The 15612-nt window shown below is 38.0% G+C and carries 16 protein-coding genes; 7 read left to right on the forward strand and 9 right to left on the reverse strand.

Going from position 1 to position 15612, the window contains the following annotated elements:
- The first annotated feature begins 228 nt into the window (after positions 1 to 228).
- From BMY50_RS00585 to BMY50_RS00595, 3 genes are all read left to right on the forward strand, one after another.
- Positions 229 to 981 (forward strand): SDR family NAD(P)-dependent oxidoreductase, encoded by a 753-nt coding sequence (locus BMY50_RS00585; RefSeq protein ID WP_093316610.1) that lies wholly within the window; start codon positions 229 to 231, stop codon positions 979 to 981.
- A 26-nt stretch (positions 982 to 1007) separates the two neighbouring features.
- Positions 1008 to 1778 carry a glucose 1-dehydrogenase gene (locus BMY50_RS00590; RefSeq protein ID WP_093316613.1) on the forward strand — a complete coding sequence of 257 codons (771 nt, stop codon included), beginning with the start codon at positions 1008 to 1010 and terminating at the stop codon, positions 1776 to 1778.
- A gap of 148 nt (positions 1779 to 1926) precedes the next feature.
- Positions 1927 to 2511, forward strand: a complete 585-nt coding sequence (locus BMY50_RS00595; RefSeq protein WP_093316616.1) for a Crp/Fnr family transcriptional regulator — start codon at positions 1927 to 1929, stop codon at positions 2509 to 2511.
- 309 nt (positions 2512 to 2820) lie between these two features.
- Here BMY50_RS00595 and BMY50_RS00600 read toward each other — a convergent pair whose 3' ends face one another.
- Positions 2821 to 3825, reverse strand: coding sequence for a phosphotransferase enzyme family protein (locus tag BMY50_RS00600; protein WP_093316619.1), 1005 nt, complete (start codon positions 3823 to 3825; stop codon positions 2821 to 2823).
- Complete coding sequence (locus BMY50_RS00605; RefSeq protein ID WP_093316622.1) at positions 3822 to 4061, reverse strand: hypothetical protein; 240 nt, start codon at positions 4059 to 4061, stop codon at positions 3822 to 3824. Before BMY50_RS00605 ends, BMY50_RS00600 begins: the two co-directional genes overlap by 4 nt.
- Positions 4062 to 4151: 90 nt before the next feature.
- Between BMY50_RS00605 and BMY50_RS00610 the strand changes: the two genes are divergently transcribed.
- Positions 4152 to 4433: an ABC transporter permease gene (locus BMY50_RS00610; RefSeq protein WP_093316625.1), complete on the forward strand. Its 282-nt coding sequence runs from the start codon at positions 4152 to 4154 to the stop codon at positions 4431 to 4433.
- A 291-nt stretch (positions 4434 to 4724) separates the two neighbouring features.
- On the opposite strand, the gene BMY50_RS00615 is transcribed toward BMY50_RS00610, so the two are convergent.
- The 7 genes from BMY50_RS00615 to BMY50_RS00650 all read right to left on the reverse strand — a co-directional run bounded on the left by BMY50_RS00615 (position 4725) and on the right by BMY50_RS00650 (position 12441).
- On the reverse strand, positions 4725 to 5759 hold the full coding sequence (locus BMY50_RS00615; protein ID WP_093316628.1) for a Fic family protein: 1035 nt from the start codon (positions 5757 to 5759) through the stop codon (positions 4725 to 4727).
- Between the two features lie 277 nt (positions 5760 to 6036).
- The gene (locus BMY50_RS00620) at positions 6037 to 7521 is read right to left on the reverse strand and encodes a serine hydrolase (RefSeq protein ID WP_093316632.1); all 1485 of its coding nucleotides are present in this window, start codon (positions 7519 to 7521) and stop codon (positions 6037 to 6039) included.
- Positions 7522 to 7675: 154 nt separating this feature from the next.
- Positions 7676 to 8509 (reverse strand): alpha/beta hydrolase, encoded by an 834-nt coding sequence (locus BMY50_RS00625; RefSeq protein WP_202907710.1) that lies wholly within the window; start codon positions 8507 to 8509, stop codon positions 7676 to 7678.
- Positions 8510 to 8575: 66 nt separating this feature from the next.
- On the reverse strand, positions 8576 to 10213 hold the full coding sequence (locus tag BMY50_RS00630; protein WP_093316635.1) for a S41 family peptidase: 1638 nt from the start codon (positions 10211 to 10213) through the stop codon (positions 8576 to 8578).
- 851 nt (positions 10214 to 11064) lie between these two features.
- On the reverse strand, positions 11065 to 11493 hold the full coding sequence (locus BMY50_RS00640; RefSeq protein ID WP_093316642.1) for a hypothetical protein: 429 nt from the start codon (positions 11491 to 11493) through the stop codon (positions 11065 to 11067).
- Positions 11494 to 11501: 8 nt separating this feature from the next.
- Complete coding sequence (locus tag BMY50_RS00645) at positions 11502 to 11918, reverse strand: helix-turn-helix domain-containing protein (protein WP_093316643.1); 417 nt, start codon at positions 11916 to 11918, stop codon at positions 11502 to 11504.
- A 1-nt stretch (position 11919) separates the two neighbouring features.
- Positions 11920 to 12441, reverse strand: a complete 522-nt coding sequence (locus BMY50_RS00650) for a hypothetical protein (protein ID WP_093316647.1) — start codon at positions 12439 to 12441, stop codon at positions 11920 to 11922.
- Between the two features lie 742 nt (positions 12442 to 13183).
- On the opposite strand from BMY50_RS00650, the gene BMY50_RS00655 reads away from it, so the two are divergent.
- The 3 genes from BMY50_RS00655 to BMY50_RS00665 all read left to right on the forward strand — a co-directional run bounded on the left by BMY50_RS00655 (position 13184) and on the right by BMY50_RS00665 (position 15087).
- The gene (locus BMY50_RS00655) at positions 13184 to 13456 is read left to right on the forward strand and encodes a hypothetical protein (RefSeq protein ID WP_093316651.1); all 273 of its coding nucleotides are present in this window, start codon (positions 13184 to 13186) and stop codon (positions 13454 to 13456) included.
- The gene (locus BMY50_RS00660; protein ID WP_093316653.1) at positions 13457 to 13981 is read left to right on the forward strand and encodes a hypothetical protein; all 525 of its coding nucleotides are present in this window, start codon (positions 13457 to 13459) and stop codon (positions 13979 to 13981) included. It begins immediately after the preceding gene.
- Between the two features lie 242 nt (positions 13982 to 14223).
- The gene (locus tag BMY50_RS00665; RefSeq protein ID WP_093316656.1) at positions 14224 to 15087 is read left to right on the forward strand and encodes an Rpn family recombination-promoting nuclease/putative transposase; all 864 of its coding nucleotides are present in this window, start codon (positions 14224 to 14226) and stop codon (positions 15085 to 15087) included.
- The last annotated feature ends 525 nt before the right edge of the window (positions 15088 to 15612 follow it).

Below are 15612 nucleotides of genomic sequence, written 5' to 3' on the forward strand. Positions count from 1 at the left end.
AAGTACGTTGAAAGTAAACCAACCTGCCACCGCACTAATTAATTATAATTCGAATCTCATTAAGGAAAGTTTCCCCGACCGCCAGCATGGTTGTTGGCGGCATTAAGCCACGCACAGTCAGCTCGGGTTATGATTTATTGACATTTGTCACACTGCTTTTGTAACAAATGTCCTCTTTCCCCGGGCATCATATTACTCACCTTTGTTTCATAAGAATATAATAGGAAAATGAAACTAAAGAATAAGGTAGCCATAGTTACAGGGGCATCAAAAGGAATAGGCGCATCCATTGCCACTTATTATGCGGCAGAAGGTGCAAGGGTAGTTGTGAATTATGCTTCAAGTAAAGACGGCGCAGATAAAGTGGTTAAAACCATAACCGGAAATGGCGGTACGGCGATCGCGCTGCAGGCCGATGTATCAAAGGAAGCAGACGTGATCCGTTTATTTCAGGAAACGAAAGATACCTTTGGCACGTTGGACATCCTGGTAAATAATGCAGGCGTTTATGTTTATGAACCGATTGAAGCAGTATCAGAGGCTACTATCCAACAGCATTTGAACATCAATATAATGGGTGCGGTATTATCTATCCGCGAAGCCGTAAGATCATTTGGTGACAAAGGTGGAAACATTATCAATATCAGTTCGGTAGCAGGCAAAGTGCCAATGGCAACAGGATCAGTGTATTCTGCAACAAAAGCAGCGTTAGATGCCGTTACAATAGCACTGTCAAAAGAATTCAGCGGTAGGAATATCCGTATCAATTCTATTTTGCCGGGTGCTGTAGAAACTGAAGGTACACATACCTCTGGGGTGATCGGCAGCGATTTTGAAAAAGTATTAATAGAACATACACCGCTCGGTCGTATGGGACAGCCGGAAGATATCGCTAAAGTGGCGTTGTTCCTGGCTTCTGATGATTCGGCCTGGATAACCGGTGAGAAGATCTCCGTTTCAGGCGGCATTTACGGCTTATAATTTTCACAAAAATAGATTTAATAGAAATGAGCAAATTAAAAAATAAAATAGCAGTAATAACCGGGGGCAACAGCGGCATCGGGTTCGGTATTGCAGAAGCATTTAAAAAAGAAGGCGTGACAGGCACGATCACCGGACGAAATCAGGAGACACTTGACCGGTCGGTTAAAGAACTTGGATCAGGTTTTACAGGTATAGCAGCCGACGTAACAAAGATGGCAGACCTGGAGCGGGTTTTTAAAAGCACATTTGAAAAGTTCGGCAAGATCGATACGCTGGTTGTGAATGCAGGCGGCGTAGTAGACGGTAGCCCGATGGCAAGCATCACTGACGTTACAGAAGATAACTATGATGGATATATGGACCTGAATTTAAAGAGTGCTTACTTTACCGTTCAAAAAGCGCTTCCCTATTTAAATGACGGGGCCTCCATTATTTTAATTGGGTCCAGCGCTGCACACCGCGCTGCGCCGGGAATGACGATATATGCCGCTGCTAAGGCTGCAATTATATCATTGGCTAAAGGGCTGTCGCTCGATCTGTTGGAAAGAAAGATCAGGGTAAATACCTTATCGCCCGGTTCTATTGATACGCCGGCATTTGACAAGTTGGTACCTCATGAACTGGTAGAACAGGTAAAACAAGCGTGGACAGACCTGATTCCGGTAAACCGGATGGGACACCCGGCTGATATAGGAAATGCGGCGGTTTTCCTTGCTTCTGACGACTCTTCCTTTATTGTAGGAACGGAGATACTTTCAGACGGAGGTATGACGAATATCAGTTTAATGAAATAATCCAATAGAAAATCGCAGTTAGCCACCAATTACCTGGCTATGTTCCGCCTTACGGCAAGATAATGCAGCGTCATTTGAACAACATATTTCATAAAGTTGTATAAGAGAATCGGTGGCTTTTAAATAGCTTTGTGAAAAAGTTGTTCAAATGTTTGGATCACTCGCAGAATATCTTGTTGAAAAAGGTGGGCTTACATCAGGTGAACTGGAACTGGTAAAACATGTTTCTGTTCAAAAAAAAATCCGTAAAAATCAATATTTACTAGAAGAAGGCGATAATAGTGATTTTATTGGCTTTGTTGTCAAAGGGAGTTTCCGGCTATTCCGGATAGGAGAAGCCGGCGTGGAACATATCATGAGGTTCGCTATCGAAAATTGGTGGATATCAGACTACACCAGTTTTATGACCGGCCAGTCATCCCATTGTTACATCGAAGCACTTGAAGATAGTGAGTTGATCTTGTTCTCCAAAGAGCACTGGGAGCAATTGCTGGTTACGATCCCTAATTTCAAACAGATGATCGACAAACTGTCCGCTAAAAATTTCGAAGCGCATCAGAACAGGATCTACAGCAATATAAGCGAAACGGCTGAGGTAAGATATGACAACTTTGTCAGGCTATACCCAACCATATATAATCGTATACCTTTGTATATGATCGCATCCTTTCTTGGCCTAACACGGGAAACATTAAGTCGCGTCAGAAAGCAAACTACAAAAAGAGCCGTTTGATATGCGCCATGGTTAATATCAAGTGTTACTTCAATTCATCAACACTTTTAATTTCACAATGCAGCCTCATTTTTGTTTATTTTTAAAGATTTGTCCAAGTATATTTTAGGTTCTTTTGTGTTTTTTTAATCAAAAAACCTTTGGCAATTTCTGCATTAACGTCATCGTCAGTCTTACTCGAGGAACCCGAAACCAGATGCTTCTACCTGATGATGTCGTTGTTAGACGGTATTGTCATGGAATTTCTAATCTGTTTAAGCTATATATGCCTCAATGTGCAAAAGTCTAGGCAACTTTTTACCTATTGTCTCATACATCATCATTATTATCCCAATAAGTTTCCACCATATTTCTTAAAAATCCGGTAGTCCATTTTAAGTGTGGGGGTTGCGTAAATACATAAAATTGGTCGTGGGTGGTATGAAATCCCATATAAAAGAGCCAAAAACCTAAACCGAGATAGGGTACTATAGCCAATTCCTGTTCGGTAATCGGGCGGCATTTGCGATATGCATCCAAGAAAATAGCATATGCATCAAGGGCTGCTTGTTGTGTCATCCTTCCGGTATAAACATCCAGTATAAGGTGTTGCCAAAAGGTCACGATATCATTCACCAACCACCCATATCCCATAAAGTCAAAATCAAAAAAAGTCACCGAATCACCGTCAAAATGAAAGTTTTTTGGAAGGAAGTCAAAGTGGCAATAACCGTTATAAAATCCGGATGTATCCAGTTGCGAAAACTTTTTTTTAACCAAATCTGCTTTTTCTAGTAGCCAAGCGTACCCTTCAGCATCTTCCGAGAAAGCTGATTCCAACATTTCCAGAGGTTTGAAAAGAGTTGTTTCCAGATTAAAATTCCATCTTTCTCCACCTGGTCTGATTGCAGAGGAGACATTGTGAAAGCGTGCCATTTCATAGCCTAGATTGCGAAGTTGGTTTTTATTTAATAATCTCAATGAACGACCAGGTGCGTAGCTAAATAATACGGCGTGTCTTTCCCCTTCAACCGCTCCTAGGTTCTGTACAGCTTCTCCGGAAATATCTAGAATCGGATAAGAAACGGATACATCAGCCTGCTTTAAAGCCAACAATAAGCTCACTTCCTCTTTTATCTGTGGCAGGTTCCGGTGAGAAGAGCGGTAAACACGAAGTATAAAACGGTTTCCAGACGATTCAACCAAATAAGTATCACCAACCCCACGAGTCAAAAATGTGCAATGAACATTTCTTAAATTATACTTTTCTGAAATAAGTGAGGATAGTGCTGTAGGGCAGAGGGTGGAGTAAGTCGCAGGGAATACAGATTTCATGTGCTAAAGATAAATAAAACAGAAGAGCTTACCATCGTAGACGGATCTAATGGATTGACATCCTGATTGTAGTCTTTAAATCCTAATGTAAAGATATTCGTAGCCGTTTTAGCGGTAATATCGATCTTTGCGATCGCATTATTCGCAATAACCAAGCATGTGTCAAAGTAACCCATAGTTTCCTGTGTCTCACACCCAATTATCAAAACCGGATAAAAATGTGCGTTTTCGGACATAAGTGTCCGCTTTCGGACAGCTGCAAAAAAGAGGTTGCTTATCTGTGTTAAATAACGTGTTTTTTAACATGGCAATATCATTGTTAAAAAATCGGCGTACGCAAGGTATTGGGAGCGCAGGTCGGTACCATTGTAAGGTTGCTGTCGATTGATTTCATCAAGCTTGCGGGACTCGCTTTCCTGATCGCATCACCGATCGCGTGGTATGCAATGCATCAATGGCTACAGGGATTTAACTACCGCATTGCCGTGCCTTGGCAGGTGTTTATGTTGACAGGCCTATTGGCAATGGTCATCGCCATATTGACCGTGAGTTGGCAGGCCATCCGGGCGGCAGTGGCAAATCCGGTGGAGAGTTTGAAGGATGAATAGCTGGGGGCCACATATGATCAGAGGGGAAAAGTTGAGTGTATATGGCGAGAACCTCATCTCCTACACTTCACGGATTTATTTGGTTTCCATTCAATATCTCCGTCCCGCATTGCCAATAGCCAATGCTAACGTATTTGCAAGATTAAAATGCGGTGCTACTTGAGGGCAATTTTGCGTCTTGTCTGCTGTTTTTATATTGCTATCAAATAAAATAATCACATGTTCACGGTGAGCCTCAAAATAAAGTACGGGGATATTCTGAAAGCCGACACCTTTAGTGTTATCACAGCATCAAAAATAGGTTTTAACCGCAAATTTGAATTGTTCTATAAATATTTCCTTGAAAACACTGATATTATTCTGCTCATAAAAGATCAGCATCGCTTTTTTGTATTCAACAGAATCAATGGTCCTAAAGGAGATTGGGCAGTACTGATTGGCAATCAGAATGGCGTTACTAATAATCCGTACCGTTCGTTTGTTACCATCGTTAAAGGCCTGGATATAGGATAACAGTACTAGCGCTAACAGGGATTTTTCGAATATGTTTTTCTTGTTATTAATGAGGTTACACATACCTTCGAGAGCTTCCCTTATCTGATGTTCATTGTCCAAAGGTTTATAATTTGTGCCTGAAATACCTACGCGGCGTTGTCTGATGTTGCGTTCTACCGGAAGATCCTTAACTAGGATGCTATGTATATCTTCAATTCTTGCTATGGTCAAAGGCACGACATAATCAGGATTATCAATAATAAAGTTTAATGCTTCTTTGTGATTTAAGAGCATGGTTGCATCATCTTTCGGTTTTCCCGCGGCGGTCTCTTTGTCCTTTAGCAGACGTTCCGTTTCCAGCAAAGAATAGGTGTTGCCTTCGATCTGTGATGATTTCCAACTCAGATCGATGGCAAGTCTTTCCATTTCTTTATTGTACACATCTGGGCTCATGTGCGCTATGTTATGTCGAAATTCTTCTTGCAATTGCTGTAGAGTGTTAGCTTCTTCCGCGGTAAAGACGTCGACTTCGGCCAAGATCTCCCTGACCAGTTGAAAATTAAATCCTTCTTGAATATCACGTTCATCAATCTCTTTTTCAAAGTAAGCAGCAATATCAATATGCCCCAAAAGCTGATTTGCTGAACTTACCTGATATCGGGTTGCACGACGCTGGCCCTCGGATAAAACTTGTCCGTTTTTCAGCAAATTAGCAATGGCCCGCTTCACGGTAGCATAAGAACCCTTACCGATGCCTTTATGGATTTCAGGAGAGGAACTTAATGGGTTCTCTCGTAGGAATTTAATAATGTCATTGTCGATCTGTGCCATAATAAAGCTCACATGTTTTCTTTTATAAGCTCAAATATACGGATAAATGAGCTTATTTGTTGAGGATTTTGAGCTTATTTTAATGATGAGCTCAAATTGTATCCATTTTAAGCTCAAATAATCAGCTTTTTGAACTTAAAATCGTTTGTGATTGAGCTTATTATTTCCATTCTGCAATTGTAGTCTACACACCTCATTAAGCATTAAAATACACAGATGTTCAACTTTGACTAAAAACCGCTCTTTTGCAGAACTAATTGTCAAGAGTAGTTTAATATCAATTTTTGTCTTTTAAATAATTACTAGCGTTAGAATTGTCTGGGTTGAGTTCAAGAGATTTTTTATAATTTATAATGGCTTCTTTCTGATATCCCAATGTTGCTAATATTTCGCCATAACTGTCATATACATTCCAGCTATTGGGAAATAGAGTAGTATTTAATTTGAAAATTTGTAAAGCTTCATTTTTATGCTTTTGTTCTAAAAGTTGATAGCCCCAAGAATTTATTTCGTCTTCTGTTACTGTAAAATTCTTGTTTTGTTTCTCAACTTTCTTGTAAATATCATTGACGTTTTTAAAATCATTTTTTAAGAGTTCATGACGTAATAATTTTAAGTTTTTACTCAATCCAAATCCATTTTCTCTTTTCATATCCGGAATATAAAACCCCGCTATCTCGTCAATAAACCATTCAGGATTTGAACCTTGTAGGTTTGTTAAAACAACGATGGATAAATCATCTTGAGGATATACGAATAATGTGGACCGCATTCCACCGACAGGAGCTACCGCCGGATGTTCTTCTCTCACTACTGTTGGCCATCCCAAAGCATAGCCATTTGTTAACTTATTAAAGCCCCCTATTTCTCCACTATTCAATCTTGCTGTGGTAAACATTTGATCGATACTTGCTTGACTCGTTAGTAGTTTTCCATTTTGCAATGCGATAAGCCATTTACTTAAATCTTCTGCAGTAGAGATAATTCCTGTAGCAGTTCTAAAAAATAAAGGGAAAGTGGCATAAGAATTATGCAGTTTCCCGTCATTTATCCATTTCCCACTGTCATTATAAATAGTCGAATATGAGTTTGAATTATTTGGGATAATGTCATTAGAATCTCCAAATTGCGTGGATTTAATAATACAAGGTTTAAATTGATTTTCAGCAATAAACTGAGTAAAATGTTGTCCACTTACTTTACTAAGTATCCTCCCCAAAATATAATAACCTGTTTGATTGTAACTGAATCTTTCTCCAGGAGAGAACTCTATTGGCAGCTTTTTCACCAGTTCCCAGTTTTCGTTTTCAGTACCGTCACCCAACACTTGCTCTTTTTCGTCTATATTGTTTGGAAGCCCGGAAGTGTTACTCAATAACTGTTCAATCTTTATTGACTTCCATTCGTTGGGAATATCGGAAATATAAAGGGAAATGGGATCTTTCACACTTAGTTTTCCTCGTTCTTGTAATTGCATAATTGCTACGCCAACAAACGCTTTAGTCATAGAATTAATGGAGAAGGTGGTCTTAGAATTTGTAGCAATTTGATGTTCTAAGTTTGCAAACCCATAGCTACCCGACTTTTCTAATTTTCCATTTTTCACAACGGATAACTGAAGTCCAGGGATTTTGAGTTGTTCCATTTTTTCTTTGATAAATGTATCAATGCTATCTGAGACAGTTTGAGCTTTTATTGGGAGTGAAAAAGCTAATATAAATGAGAACAAAATAATTTTTACTGCATTCAATAATTCGTTCATTAGATTCTTTTATTAGGAGAAGATAACTGTTGTGTTTATGAAACTAATATACAAGAATTTGCACTAATCCTCTCTACTTCAGGGGCTCGTATTATTTATTTCCAAAAAGACCATTTTCTAATTACTCAAATTCTTTTCCAAAGAAGTAGTAAGCCTACAGTATCCAGCCCAATAAGTCCTTCAACGCTTTCAAATACTGCTGATTTTTAGTAAAATCATTATGCCCTTCACTCTTTAATGTTATGAACTCGTCACCATCTTTTAAGAGTTTCGATAATTTCTGCGAAGAACCATAATAAACAGCATCGTCCGCATCACCATGTATCAGAACAATAGGGCAGCTTATTTGCTCAATCTTTTTATATGTTTCAAATGTAAAAGGATTATCCACGATCTGAAGGTTCGGTGCCAATTCATGTATCCAGTCTTCAATGGAATAATAAGGTGCCTGTAAAATGAGTTTTTTTGGATGGTTATTCGCAGCTAAAAAGGCGGCGGCTCCGGTACCGATAGATTGACCAATAACGATGATGCGCTCTTCGCCATATCGTGCTTTCAAAGTATCATAAGCTAATTGAGCGTCCATGCAAACTTGCTGTTCATCTACTACTTTTCCTTCGCTCTTTCCATAACCCCTATAGTCCAACAGAAAGAAATCATAACCGATGCTTGTATAAACCGGAGCAATTTTCCCCCAAACATCAGCAGCTCCGTTGCTTCCATGTAAATATAGAATAACATCTTTGGCTTTAGGTGAAGGAAAGAGTAAAGCGCATAAATTAATACTATCTGCTGTCCGAAGTTTAATTTCTTTGAAGGAATAGTTGAAATTAAAATTATAGTCTGAGGGCAGGGGCGTTTGAGAGAAAATCTGTGAACCAAGTTCTCTACCGGTCATCTTTAATGTATCTACACTTTGGGCATGTCCTGCAAAGTTTAAGGCCATTACTGTTGCAAATATTAGTATTCGCGAGAAGGTGGTATTCATGTTTAAGCGTTTATTGCTTCTAAATCTTTTCCAACAATCGCACAAGGAGGGGACTATTCCTGTCTGCTATCTAGTCTCTTTCTCGGCGACGAATATTGTATATTCCAAAGTTATATTTTTCGCAGACAGTATGTCTTTAAAATTTTCTTTAACCTCGTAGTCTGGCGAGATACCATCAGCTCTTCGAAAACCATTAACAGCTGTTTCGTAAACATATTTCGGGCAGAATACCCTCAGCCCCGTGTGCGGCAAAGTGTAAGGAACACCATTTGTGTTACAGGAATAGGAGGCAGAAGTTGTTTCTCCTATGAAAGTACCGATCTTATAATATCTCAATAGCGAAAGAAGATGTCCGGTAGAGGAAAAGCAACCACCGTCTATCAAAACATATACTTTGCCTGCAAAGCAGTTTTTAGCAGGAGTAATGAGCGTCTTGAGATCAGCTAATTCGGGTAAAGGAGCAATATTGGAGTATCTGAACTCCTGTGGAATCAAATACTTTAGAAAAAAAGCCGAGTTATGAGGGCTGCCTCCGCTATTGCCACGCAAATCAATGATCAGCCGATCGATTCCTTCTGTTCTAAGTTTCGTGAAAGTTTCCTCTAAAAACCTGTTTCTCATGTTTGTGTCTGGAAAATCTAAACTTGGATAACTAAGTAAGGCAGTCTTTTTATTTTCCAGTATGTTGAGTTGATGGCGTTTGGAGGGAGGAGGAGGGATACGCTCCCTGAATGAAGCTTCGTCTATTGCAGCGAGATTTAGGTTACGTTGTTGCCCTGTTGAATCCAACAAAACTAAATTATACCGTTTTATATCGTACCAATAAGGCATTTCATGAGTAAACCAACTCATCGGTTGATTGATCAGGTAATACTGAACATTGAGATGTACACCGTCGCCACTGGTACGGGCCAATAGATTTTGAATACGTTCGGTTATGGGAACTCCATTGACCGATATTACTTCGGCGCCAACTGGCAAATCTTTATTGGCGCTGTATCTTACGAAGGCCTGTTTCCCTTCATAATAGAGAATGAAAGGAGGAAAGTCGTTCGGTCTTGATTGCTGAAATTGTATAGAAGGATCGAGCTTTGTATGACCGCAATGTATTTTTGCCACCAAAGGCATTAGCCGATAATGGAAAGCTAGTTCATTCATCGGCTGGTTTATTGAAGCCAGTAGGCTGTCATAGGTGCGTTCAAATATTTCTTTTGAAGTAAACTCATAAGGCCGTGGATGATTTTCAATTAAAATAGTTCTCATAGACTTAAGGTCGGTCTTGAGTTGCTCTACCGAATATAATTTATCGTTATTGAAATGGTCAGTAGGTTCAACCCGACGGGCTTCCGTTTTTTCTCCATGCTGGTTGAGAATCACTTTTTCTACCAATCCGCTGCCGTTTAGCAAAAACTCCATCTGCACTTTTTTATCGTTCTTATCAGCAAAAGTATTGGTGTTAATTTTAAGGATTGGTATCGGTTTTTGGCCGGGAGGGATAACTGCCAGTTCACCGTTGATAACTTTAAATGTTAATATGAAATTAGGCGAGACTGCATACTCGCCCACGTAAATAGCTAATGTATCCTGATTGCTTACTGTATTTTGCGAAGGAGGTTTAACTTGTCCAATTGCATCGAGATTTGCTAAAGAGAGGGACGCGAAAAGAATATAGAAATAGCGTGTATTGGTGATATATGTTAACATAATGCTGAAAAATTAAACTTTTTGTTCTAAGAAACCGCGTCAATCAATCAAAGGTTTTTCAACGACACCACCATTTTGAAAAAGCAGAAAAATGCGGGACGGTTTCCCCGTTTCAGTTGCTTCAAATTGAACTTGTGCATTTTCATCCAACAGAAAAAGATGATCCTTAATGAAGGTTAGCTGGAAAATGTTGCCACCTAATTCATCATTTTTACACCACAACTTACCACCCTCCTTATAAAATCGCAGTCCACCTATCGAATTTCCATTCCTTGGTGGATCTTTGCTGTAGCCGCAATACTAAGTATATTCATAGCCTGTCTAACTGTTAGTTTTCAATCGATAAAAGCTGCTCTAACAAACCCTGTTAAAAGTTTACGAAATGAATAAGTTTGGATGTTGCAGCTAATCCTCTAAACTATCCAGCTTGGAATTCTGCTCTTTCTAGCTGGAGAATAATTGGCAAATCATTTATTCGTGTTTTTTATTAATACTGTTTTTAATTCTGTCATATACATGTATCAAATCACTTTTGGGGTTATTATCCCTTTCTTTGTCCATTAAAAACAGTCCTGAAGATAATAAATACTTATCGAATAGATTTTATTGATGTAGAAGTCTTTGATGATATTATTAATAAAAAGGAGTTCGAGGGAATTGTACAGATTAACTTTTGTATAAAAATCAGGCGTGGGGCCCTAGCGGAGATATTGTTATGAAACACCACCCTATGATAGTCGAGCGAAGTACAGACAAAAGCAACACTCACTTCCCAAAATGCAGGGCTGAGGGGTTCGATTCCCCTCTCTCCACCCATCATTGGATGCAAAACGGAGATATTTACTGTTTGTTTAATTCTTTATTTTCGACTTCAACAATTCATTCGGACTGATAATGGGCAGTATAAAATCTTTAAGTGGGGTGTCAGCTAATTTAGTATGCAATATGCCCCTTAGCGTGGAATAAGCAATAGTAAGTAAGGTGCTTATAAGAATGCCTGAGAATAGGGGCTTCTCCTCTTTTTTAAGAACATATTCTTCTAAATTTTCTACCTGAAAAATAAAGTCATAAAGATAATCTGCAATTTTCTGACTCTCATATTCTAGAAAAACGGAAAGCGAAATCTTAAAAGATTTTTTATCCGAATTATGTTTTGTTGATTGTGCAATGCTAAGTTTTAACTCTTTATCTGCAAGTGCGTATTGATGGTCAAAATATTCTTTCGAAGGAAGTATCCGTACTAAGTGAATTTTTTCTGCGATGATTGTCTTTTTTTCCATAGTATCCGTTAAGCAGAAACCTCTTCATATAATGAATCCTCAAAAATATCTTCTTGGATGGCAGGTTTAATATCTTCAACCCGTACATAAGCAGTAAAGTAAACGTTTCTTACGCTCGGCTCGATATGAATAATATCTTCACCTAACACTTCTTCTATTTTTGTAATCGTTTTGGTAGTAAAAGTATGTTGGCCTGATAGCCATTTTGATACCTCTGAACGCTGTTTTCCCATGGCGACAGCTAAATCAGCGGGTTTCATACCTTTTGATTCTAAAAGCGAAGCGATCTTGTTGGCGATAGCTAGGTTCTTCTTAACGAGGCGTTCCATAGCAGGGTCACCATTATCCTTCAGCCAATTGTCTATAATATCGATTTCCAGTCGTCCGTTTTGCTCCCTATTAATTTTTCTTCTTGAAATTTTCATGTCAAAATACAATTTTCAAATTCTGCTCGTAAATGATATCCAAATAGTCATCATCCCATTCAATATCTCCGTCCCTAAGCGCATTGTCAATCGCCAACGCCAAAGTATTTGCAAGATTAAAATGCGGTGCTACTTGAGGGCAATTTTGCGCTTGGTCTGCTGTTTTTATATCGCCATCAAATAAAATGACCACATGTTCATTTAAACGGTGACAATACAATCTTAAGTTGTTACTCGCAGTCTGATCTTCTTCAATGTAGCATGGTTCTCTCTTCGCCCCCGGCGGAGGCAATGCTGCGGCATCCTTTTCATCCCTAAATAAATGAGATAATGCCCCATGCCGATTTCCGATCACTCGTAACCATGTTAAAATATGGTTTAACTTCTCTTTATTTACAACACTATGTTTGTCTATAAATCCTTCGAATAAGGATGTCTGATCTTCATCTTCGTTGATCACAACCGAATAGTAGATCACCTTATTATACTCTTTAATGAACTTTATACATACAAAGTTATCCATAAAACGATGATTTTACAAATTTTGTTTATTTTTAAGTAAACAAAATGACTTTGTTGTAACCGGTGATGTTATTGTAGATCGCATTTTTGGGATAACCTTTTGTGCAGCTTTTATGAGTTCTTTTACATCAATTAAAATAATGGAGGTGTGTTTGTCTAATTTTGATCTTTCAAATAAAATATAATGCATAAATGGTATTAGGTTTAGCGTCAATAATGTTAGCTAAGATAAGAAATAGTGCCTAAATCTATATTGATTATTTCTCACAATTTTACAAATTCATTTGCGAAATACTGTTTACTTTCCTAACTTTTCATTGTCAAACTAAAATATTAAAATAACCAAACCAGAAAGCCAAAAAATATAAATAAAACTCAATGGGATCGTCTTTCATTAAGTGAAAAACAGGAATAATTAATTTGTGATGAGGCATTGTGCGATTAATAACGAATAACCAATAATGAACAACGAATAATATTCTATTAGCCGTTCAGTAAAGATTTTAAATTGGAGCAACCCTTTAAGGTTCAGTAATACAACATATATTGAATTGATTTCTAATAATTTAGTGGCGATTAAGAGCCTTGTAAATTACTTTTTTTAGCCACCTTATTGATCTCTTATAAAGATACTAGTTTGCCGAAAGACCAGCAGAATATGAAAGCACTTATGACGCCAAAGAAGTCTTTTTACTGGCTAAAAAGTATCATAAATAAAAACTTAACGCCATAAATAAAACAGTTTGCAATCGAACCCCAGCAGAGATTTACCAAATAATTTAGGCGGAGCCATTGCTTTAGGTTTTGGAGATGAGCAATCAGCTTATTGGGGTACTATTGCAAATGATTGTATAACGGCACTAGTAGCAGGTGGAATTTACGACTCAGCCGAGGCAGCTGTTTTGGCTCTTAAGAATAGTAACTATCTTGGCGCTGTGAAAAACGGGTATGAAGCCTATAACGGTACTGATGATGCAATTAAATACTTTACTGAATATAAAAGTACGCATCAGTAGTTGGGATTCTTTAAAAAAGCAATGACATACACATTAAACGAAGAAGGAATAAAATACTTAAATAAACAGGTTAAAGTGATGCGCAACGGGTGGTATTATTACCTGCCCCTTGCGCTTTTCCTTTATACAACTGCGATAATTGATAGATGGGATGGGAACTTTGTTAAACATATTATAATTGGCTCACTAACAATGGGGCTTACATTGGTCTATCTATTCATAATTCTTCCGATTAAAAGAGTTAAGGTTATGAATAACATCGTTGAAAATTTAACAATAAATGAAGATTATATTTCTCTTCAGACGTTTGGCATTTTTTGGAAAAAACCACAAGTGATTCAAATAGCGCTAAAAGATTTTCATATTTTTGAACATGCGACAGAAAAAGGTCGCAATCTTTTTGAATTAAGCTCAACATATCGCATACATGACATCCCAACAGCAGAGCAATACTATTTGGCACCCCAATATATAGCTAGTTGGGATGATTTGTACGAAAAGTTAACCGAACTAAAATATCAATGAAAAAAACTACAATCATTATTGCCTTATTGATAGGGCTTGCAATAACTGCTTTTCAATTATACAACATAAACCACCGGTTTGGACAAGTAGAGATTCTCACCTTAATATTTTTAACGATTCTAATTGGTATTATCATGTTTTTTGTCTTACGGAAGAAGAGCTAAATGATGAGTTTTTACTAAAAATATTAGCCGAGTTAATAGATTTTCAGTATCTTTACAAAAACCAAAATCTATTAACCAATGACAAAAGAGACCTATCCCCAACCAGGAAAGTTTATTGATCCATTGAGCGACTATGGCTTCCGGCATTATTTCGGAAGTGAGCCCAACAAAGAAATACTGATTGAATTTCTGAATGATCTTTTTGAAGGCGAAAGGTGTATTGAAGACTTGGAATACGGCCCGACTGAGCATGATGGAGATGATACATCGGATAAAAGAGTAATCTTCGATCTGCATTGCCGGGGGAGCAATGGCGAGTACTTCATAATCGAAATGCAACGTATCCGACAAGAGTATTTTAAAGACAGAGCTCTGTATTACACCTCCCGTTTGATTCAACGTCAATTACCAAAGGGAAAAGCTTTCAATAGCTATCAGCTTCCAGAAGTTTTTCTGATTGCTCTGCTTGAGTTTCATATGGATGAAGCGCAGAAAAAGCATTATTTCCATGATATAGCCCTTTGCAATAAAAGTACAGGAGAAATTTTTTACAAAAAACTGGGCTTTAAATTCATAGAGTTACCTAATTTTGTAAAAGAAGAAGAGGAACTGGAAAGTGAAAGGGATAAATGGTTCTATCTGCTCAAACACATGAGCAATATGGATAAGGTTCCCAAATTTTTGGATAAGCGCGTCTTTAAGCTTATCTTTAAGATAGGAGAAGTGTCAAAATTGAAAAAGGAGGAACGTATGGCGTACGAAGCAAGCCTAAAGGCGAAATGGGATACCCAGAATGCTTTTGATACAATTAGAAAAGAAGAACGGGCCAGAGCAGAACGAGAAAAGCTAGACTCTGCAAAATTATTAAAGCAGTCTGGAGTTGCTAATCATTTAATAGCTGAGAGTTTAAAGCTTCCTTTAGAGGTAGTAGAAAAACTATAAAGTTAATCGGTATACGAATAAAAAAGCCATGCATTTTTAAATGCATGGCTTTTTTATTATAGGGTCACTGGCAAGTCAAACGGGGCTCCTGCGCATTCGAACAAAACGACCTTTTAGAATGAGCGTGAAGAAAATTCAGTTAGCGGTAAAGATTGAAGGGCTGTGAAGAAGCGAAGAGAGGGTAGTGGGGAGAGCGGCTCCACAGAATTGCGGGTAAGGAACTGAATTTTTAGCGAGGGCTAGACAGTCTTGGGTTTTGATTACTTTGGGCCAAACAAAGTAATATATAAATTCCCACTATTTCACACAATTTCTTGCAAATAATAAAACTCTTAATTACATTAGCATTGTCAAACTAAAACAATTAACCAAACCAGAAAAATCAAAAATATATAAGTAAACAAGTCGAAGGGAATCTCTTTCATTAAGGTAGAGATGCGACCTCGAAATTTTCGGATAGTAGAGGCTAAGTAAATGCAGAACCTTTCAAAGAAGATTTCCAGTCGCGAGTTTTGGTTTCTTTTG

The sequence above is a fragment of the Olivibacter domesticus genome (assembly GCF_900109575.1).
In the GTDB taxonomy this organism is placed as follows: Bacteria; Bacteroidota; Bacteroidia; order Sphingobacteriales; family Sphingobacteriaceae; genus Olivibacter; species Olivibacter domesticus.